This window comes from uncultured Parasphingopyxis sp., assembly GCF_937129435.1.
Lineage (GTDB): Bacteria > Pseudomonadota > Alphaproteobacteria > Sphingomonadales > Sphingomonadaceae > Parasphingopyxis.
This window is the reverse complement of the sequence record NZ_CAKZNF010000084.1, coordinates 1-5,790: the sequence shown is the minus strand read 5'-3', so window position 1 is coordinate 5,790 and position 5,790 is coordinate 1. Positions and strand designations below refer to the sequence as shown.

Here is a 5,790-nt window from a genome sequence, read left to right as displayed (position 1 = left end):
GCTGGCGGGCGTCACGCCGGTAATATCGTTGTCGATCGCGTCGAGGTCGTGCTCCACCGCCAGCTTCGCCGCGACCTTGGCGATCGGGAAGCCGGTGGCCTTGGACGCCAGCGCCGAGGACCGCGACACGCGCGGATTCATCTCGATCACGACGAGCCGCCCGTCCGCCGGGTTCACCGCGAACTGCACGTTCGACCCGCCCGTCTCGACCCCGATCTCGCGCAACACGGCGATGCTCGCATTGCGCATGATCTGATATTCCTTGTCCGTCAGCGTCAGCGCCGGGGCAACCGTCATGCTGTCGCCGGTATGGACGCCCATCGGATCGACGTTTTCGATGCTGCAGATGATGATGCAGTTGTCGTTCTTGTCGCGAACGACCTCCATCTCATATTCTTTCCACCCGAGCAGGCTCTCATCGATCAGGATCTGGCTGACCGGCGAGGCGTCGAGCCCGCCACGTGCATACTGCTCGAACTCCTCGCGATTATAGGCGACGCCGCCGCCCGTGCCGCCCAGCGTGAAGGCGGGCCGGACGATCGCGGGCAGCCCGACCTTGTCGAGCCCGGCCATCGCCTCTTCCATATTGGTCGCGATATGCGATCGGGGGCTTTCGAGGCCGATGGCGTTCATCGCCGCGATGAACTTCTCACGGTCCTCGGCCTTGTCGATCGCCTCGGCATCGGCGCCGATCAGCTCGACGCCGAACTTGTCGAGCGTCCCGTCCTGCGCGAGCGCCAGCGCCGTGTTGAGCGCCGTCTGCCCGCCCATTGTCGGCAGCACCGCGTCGGGCCGTTCCTTCTCGATAATCTTGGCGACGATGGCGGGCGTGATCGGCTCGACATAGGTCGCATCGGCCAGCTCGGGATCGGTCATGATCGTCGCCGGGTTCGAATTGACGAGGATGATGCGATAGCCCTCTTCCTTCAGCGCCTTTACGGCCTGCGTCCCCGAATAATCGAACTCGCACGCCTGGCCGATGATAATCGGCCCGGCGCCGATGACGAGGATGGAGGAGATGTCGGTACGCTTGGGCATTCGAAAAAGTGTCGCTTTCCTGTCGCTAATCGTGAAAAGCCGCCCCGCCTTCCCTTCTGATCCGGGCGGGCGGAGCGGCCTTGCTGGTCGTTATTCTAGCTGCTCAGATTGCCCGACATCGCGTCGCTGATGCACTGCTGGGCCCGCTGGGCGAGCACGCCCTGGTCCTGCGCATCGGCGGCCGTCAGGCCCTCGGTGGCGCAGGCGCAATATTCGTCCAGCTCGACACCGGCGGCGGCAAGCTGTGCTTCGATTTCCTGGCCCTGCGAGATGCATTCGTCGCGCGCCTGATCGGCGAGCGAGCTGCCGCACCCGGCCAGCATGATCCCCGCGCCAGCGAGAACAATTACCATTTTCATCAAACTTCCCCTTCTTTCTTTGCGCCGGTTGGATCGTTCTCCCGGCAGACCTGCGACCCGGTCAAAATGCGACACCTGCATTCCCTATAGCGCCTCGACGAACCTTCTGGATAGGTGGGCGCTGTTGTTAAGAGCCGTTTAAATTCTTCTGCCTTCGGAGCGTTAGCGATCGTCACCTTCTTCGACTGCCTCATTGCCGATGAAGCCTAAGCTCACTTCGTGTTCCTGAGCGTCAGATGCAGTGAACATGTGCATGACGCATGAGAGGATATCGTCCGCCGCGGTCAGGTCTTGGGCTTGGATAAAGTCGTGCCGCAAAATCAGGCTCGATGTACCCAGAGGCACCAGCGCGCTTCCTTCCCCCACTCCGCAAGCGATCTCTATGTCAGTGGCAAACTTCTCAAGACCGCGATCAGGATCAAAAGCGGGCAACCGGTCAAGCAGGTTTCTGGTCCGTAGCCATTCGGTGGCTTCGGCCCTTTGAATCGGTCGATCCTCCCGTCGCGAAAATTCATAGAATGCCGCTGATTGTTCTCCGTTCTCGATTGTCAGGATATAGAAAGGATGGATGGCATGCTTGAGGCATCCAAGCTTTCGGTCCGTCAGTTCACCCAAATCACTGATCGTCACGACATCGGCCTGCATGCGATCGTCATAAGCGACGCTGACATTTTCCTGCGCTATCTCGCATTGGACAACGGCCTGAAAAGTCTCATCGTAGCTGGGTGGCGGCAAATCCATTACGAAAGAGCCCCGACGAATTTTTCGAACAGATAGGCACTATCCTGCGGCCCCGGGCTGGCTTCGGGATGATATTGCACACCGAATACCCGGCCGCCGTCCATCTCCAGCCCGCACAGAGAGCCGTCGAACAGGCTGACATGCGTCGCGGTCACGCCTTCGGGCAGCGTGTCGATATCGACGGCGAAACCGTGGTTCATGCTGGTGATCTCGACGCGGCCGTCTTCCTTGCGCTGCACCGGATGGTTGGCGCCGCGATGGCCTTGGTGCATCTTCACCGTCTTCGCCCCCATGGCGAGGCCGAGCATCTGGTGGCCGAGGCAGATGCCGAACACCGGCTTGCCCGTGTCGATCAATTGCCGGATCACCGGCACCGCATATTCGCCGGTCGCGGCGGGATCGCCGGGGCCGTTCGACAGGAAGATGCCGTCGGGTTCGTGCCGCATTACGTCTTCGAAGGAGGAGGTGGCGGGCAGCACCGTCACCCTGGCGCCGGCGGCGACGAGATGGCGGAAGATGTTGCGCTTGGTGCCGAAATCGAGCGCGACGACATGGGGCTTGTCGGGAGCGGGTGAGCCTTCATCGTCATTCCCGCGAAGGCGGGAATCCATCTCCGATCGATGGGAGCTGGATTCCCGCCTTCGCGGGAATGACGATGAGTTTTCGGGCGTCTCATAGCCAAAACCGAGGCGCCACAGGCCGTCGCCCCATTCGTAAAGCTGGCGGCACGAGACGTCCTTAGCGAGGTCCATGCCTTCGAGGCCCGCAAAGCCCTTCGCCTGTTCCAGCAGCGCGTCGAGATCGAATTCGCCCCCGGCATTGTGGGCGATCACGCCGTTAGGCGCGCCGTTCAGGCGGATCAGCCGCGTCAGCGCGCGCGTATCGACACCCGCCAGCCCGATCCGGCCGTTCGCCTTCAGCCACTGGTCGAAGCGCTGGGTCGATCGGAAATTGCTCTCGTTCGTCACATCCTCGCGCACGATGCAGCCGACGGCGTGCGGGTTCTGCGATTCCTCGTCCTCGATATTGGCGCCGACATTGCCGATATGCGGGAAGGTGAAGGTGACGATCTGCGCGGCGTAGGAGGGATCGGTCATGATCTCCTGATAGCCGGTCATCGCCGTGTTGAAGCAGACTTCGCCGACCGCGCTTCCCTCGGCGCCGAAGCCGCGTCCCCACACCACCGTGCCGTCGGCCAGAACCAATACGCCCGTCGCTCCTTCAGGCGCGGGGTTCGGTTTGGCGTCCGCCATGATCGGGTGTCCTTGTTCTTCGTTTCGATTGCGCCGGGTCCGAGTCTGCCGGGCGCGCAAACGGCTGTCAGCTAGGAGGCGCACCGGCGCCGGTCAATGGCTGTTCAATCGCCTTATCAACAGATAGGGGGGAGAGCACATCAATTCACCCCGTACCCCTGCTTGCTAGGAACCAGTATATGATCCGCGACGACGTAAAGGCGGCCCAGATCAGCGCGATGAAGGCGGGCGAAAAGGAACGTCTCGCCGCCGTCCGGCTGATCCTGTCGAAGATCAAGGACCGCGATATCGAACTGCGTACCGAGGGCGATGCCAAGGACGACGATGCCATGGTGATCGAGGTGTTGCAGAAAATGGTGAAGCAGCGCCGCGAATCGATCGGCATGTACGAAGCGGGCGGGCGGCAGGAACTGGCCGACGCGGAAAAGGCCGAGCTTGCGGTGATCGAGGAATTCCTGCCTCGCCAAATGGACGAGACCGAGACCTCCGCCGTCATCGATGCGATCATCGCCGAGACCGGGGCACAGGAACCGAAGGACATGGGCAAGGTGATGGGACTATTGAAGCAGCGCTACGGCGCCGAACTCGACATGGGCAAGGCGAGCGCTATGACGAAGGCGAAGCTGGCGGAATAAATCCCCGCCTGCCGATCAAGGGGGCTTGAACTTTCACCAAGCGGGGACGAAATGCGCGACCGTTTCGCCCGAACCCGAACTGGAACAACCGCCATGCGAATTGCCATTCTTTCCGCCAGCGTCATGGCGCTAGCCGCCTGCAATGGCGTGGCAGACGAGGAACCGATTCCGCCCGAAGAGGAAGGCACGGTTTCCGATACGCAGGATATCGTCACACCGACCGACTTCGCCTCGCTGGAACTGGGCGGCACCGTGCAGGGCCCGCTCGGGCCCGAAATCGAGGTCTCGCTGATCGCCGGCGATGTCGCCGTCGGCGACCTTTCGAGCCGCGTCCAGTGCCAGAATGACGGCGAGACGTGCGATCCGGAAACCGCGCCCGAAGGTACGATCTACACCTATATCTATGAAGTGCGCCCGGGCTTTGACGGGCCGAACGACGAAGGGATGCCGACGCCCGAGCGGCTGATCCCCGTCGAACAGGCGACGAGCTTCGCGCTCGATTTTCCCGCCTATGGCTTTACCGGCGTTGCCGGCTACGACATCGAAGCGGCAGGGGAGATGCTCGCACCGGGCTTCAACGCGGTGATCAGCTGCGAAGGGGGCCGCATCACCTGGACGGTCCCGCCCGAAGCCAATTGGAGCACGGGCGAGACGATCACCTTTTTCTGGCAGTCGACCCAGCCGCCCGCCGGACCCGAGGGCCGATATCGCTTCGTCGCCGATGGCGAGGAAGCGACCGGGATAGGCCCGATACCGGCCGAAGGCGGCGAGATGGCGGCAGTCTGCGAGTAGTACACCCCTCCCGCTTGCGGGAGGGGCCGGGGGTGGGCCCGCCCCTCGAATCTCCGACGCTGTTCTCCGCCCACCACTAACCCCTCCCGTAAACGGGAGGGGGATTGTGAACGCCGCGATTGAGTTTTTCTTCGATACGGGTTAACCGTTATAATAGAGCCATGTCGCTCAGCCCCGCCTTTCTGGACGAACTGCGTATGCGGACCACGCTGTCGAGCGTGATAGGGCGGCACACCAAGCTGCAAAAGGCGGGCCGCGAATGGAAGGCCTGCTGCCCCTTCCACAAAGAAAACACCCCCTCCTTCACCGTCAACGACGAGAAGGCGTTCTACCATTGTTTCGGCTGCGGCGCGCATGGCGACGCGATCCGTTTTTTGACGGAAACGCGCGGGCTTTCCTTCATCGATGCGGTGAAGGAACTCGCCGAGCAGGCCGGAATGCAGGTCCCCGCCCCCGATCCCCGCGCGAAGGAGCGGCAGGAACGGTCCGCAAATTTGCGCGATGTTACCGAAGCTGCCGCGAAATGGTTCACCGAACAGCTCCATTCGAACGCCGGAGCGGGCGCCCGCGCCTATCTGGAACGCCGCGGCATCACCCCTGAAACTTCGCAAACTTTCGCCTTGGGATATGCCCCCGATTCACGCGGCAGCCTTCGTGAGGCACTCAAACAATTCGGCACCGATATGCTCGTCGAAGCAGGGTTGCTGATCTGCCCGGACGACGGCCGCGATCCTTATGATCGGTTTCGCGGACGGCTGATGTTTCCGATCCGCGATCCGCGCGGCCGGGTGATCGCGTTCGGCGGCCGCATTCTCGGCGATGGCGAGCCGAAATATTTGAATTCCCCGGATACCCCGCTCTTCGACAAGGGCCGCACCGTCTACAATCTCGACCTGGCTGGACCGGCCTCGCGCGAAAGCGACCGGATCATCGTCGTCGAGGGCTATATGGATGCGATCGCGCTGCATCAGG

7 protein-coding genes are annotated in these 5,790 nt (G+C 62.4%); 3 read left to right on the top strand and 4 right to left on the bottom strand.

Annotation, left to right across the window (positions count from 1 at the left end; all coding sequences use genetic code 11):
* The 4 genes from carB to carA form a co-directional block, all read right to left on the bottom strand.
* The coding region (gene carB, locus Q0139_RS13465; RefSeq protein ID WP_298022991.1) for a carbamoyl-phosphate synthase large subunit at positions 1 to 1,038 on the bottom strand (1,038 nt) is incomplete at its 3' end.
* A gap of 95 nt (positions 1,039 to 1,133) precedes the next feature.
* On the bottom strand, positions 1,134 to 1,397 hold the full coding sequence (locus Q0139_RS13460; RefSeq protein WP_298022989.1) for a hypothetical protein: 264 nt from the start codon (positions 1,395 to 1,397) through the stop codon (positions 1,134 to 1,136).
* Between the two features lie 162 nt (positions 1,398 to 1,559).
* Positions 1,560 to 2,138 carry a hypothetical protein gene (locus Q0139_RS13455; protein WP_298022985.1) on the bottom strand — a complete coding sequence of 193 codons (579 nt, stop codon included), beginning with the start codon at positions 2,136 to 2,138 and terminating at the stop codon, positions 1,560 to 1,562.
* Positions 2,138 to 3,391, bottom strand: coding sequence for a glutamine-hydrolyzing carbamoyl-phosphate synthase small subunit (carA, locus tag Q0139_RS13450; protein WP_298022982.1), 1,254 nt, complete (start codon positions 3,389 to 3,391; stop codon positions 2,138 to 2,140). The genes Q0139_RS13455 and carA overlap by 1 nt, the downstream gene beginning before the upstream one ends.
* A gap of 179 nt (positions 3,392 to 3,570) precedes the next feature.
* Between carA and Q0139_RS13445 the strand changes: the two genes are divergently transcribed.
* The 3 genes from Q0139_RS13445 to dnaG all read left to right on the top strand — a co-directional run.
* The gene (locus Q0139_RS13445; protein ID WP_298022979.1) at positions 3,571 to 4,026 is read left to right on the top strand and encodes a GatB/YqeY domain-containing protein; all 456 of its coding nucleotides are present in this window, start codon (positions 3,571 to 3,573) and stop codon (positions 4,024 to 4,026) included.
* Between the two features lie 93 nt (positions 4,027 to 4,119).
* Positions 4,120 to 4,818 (top strand): hypothetical protein, encoded by a 699-nt coding sequence (locus Q0139_RS13440; RefSeq protein ID WP_298022977.1) that lies wholly within the window; start codon positions 4,120 to 4,122, stop codon positions 4,816 to 4,818.
* A 161-nt stretch (positions 4,819 to 4,979) separates the two neighbouring features.
* Positions 4,980 to 5,790 (top strand): DNA primase (gene dnaG / locus Q0139_RS13435; RefSeq protein ID WP_298022975.1); only part of this gene is annotated, 811 nt, incomplete at its 3' end.

Bases quoted from the DNA above. Each gene is read 5' to 3' on its own strand.
- Q0139_RS13445 (WP_298022979.1), top strand. From the start codon at position 3,571: ATGATCCGCGACGACGTAAAGGCGGCCCAGATCAGCGCGATGAAGGCG.
- Q0139_RS13455 (WP_298022985.1), bottom strand. From the start codon at position 2,138: ATGGATTTGCCGCCACCCAGCTACGATGAGACTTTTCAGGCCGTTGTC.
- Q0139_RS13460 (WP_298022989.1), bottom strand. From the start codon at position 1,397: ATGAAAATGGTAATTGTTCTCGCTGGCGCGGGGATCATGCTGGCCGGG.
- carA (WP_298022982.1), bottom strand. From the start codon at position 3,391: ATGGCGGACGCCAAACCGAACCCCGCGCCTGAAGGAGCGACGGGCGTA.
- Q0139_RS13440 (WP_298022977.1), top strand. From the start codon at position 4,120: ATGCGAATTGCCATTCTTTCCGCCAGCGTCATGGCGCTAGCCGCCTGC.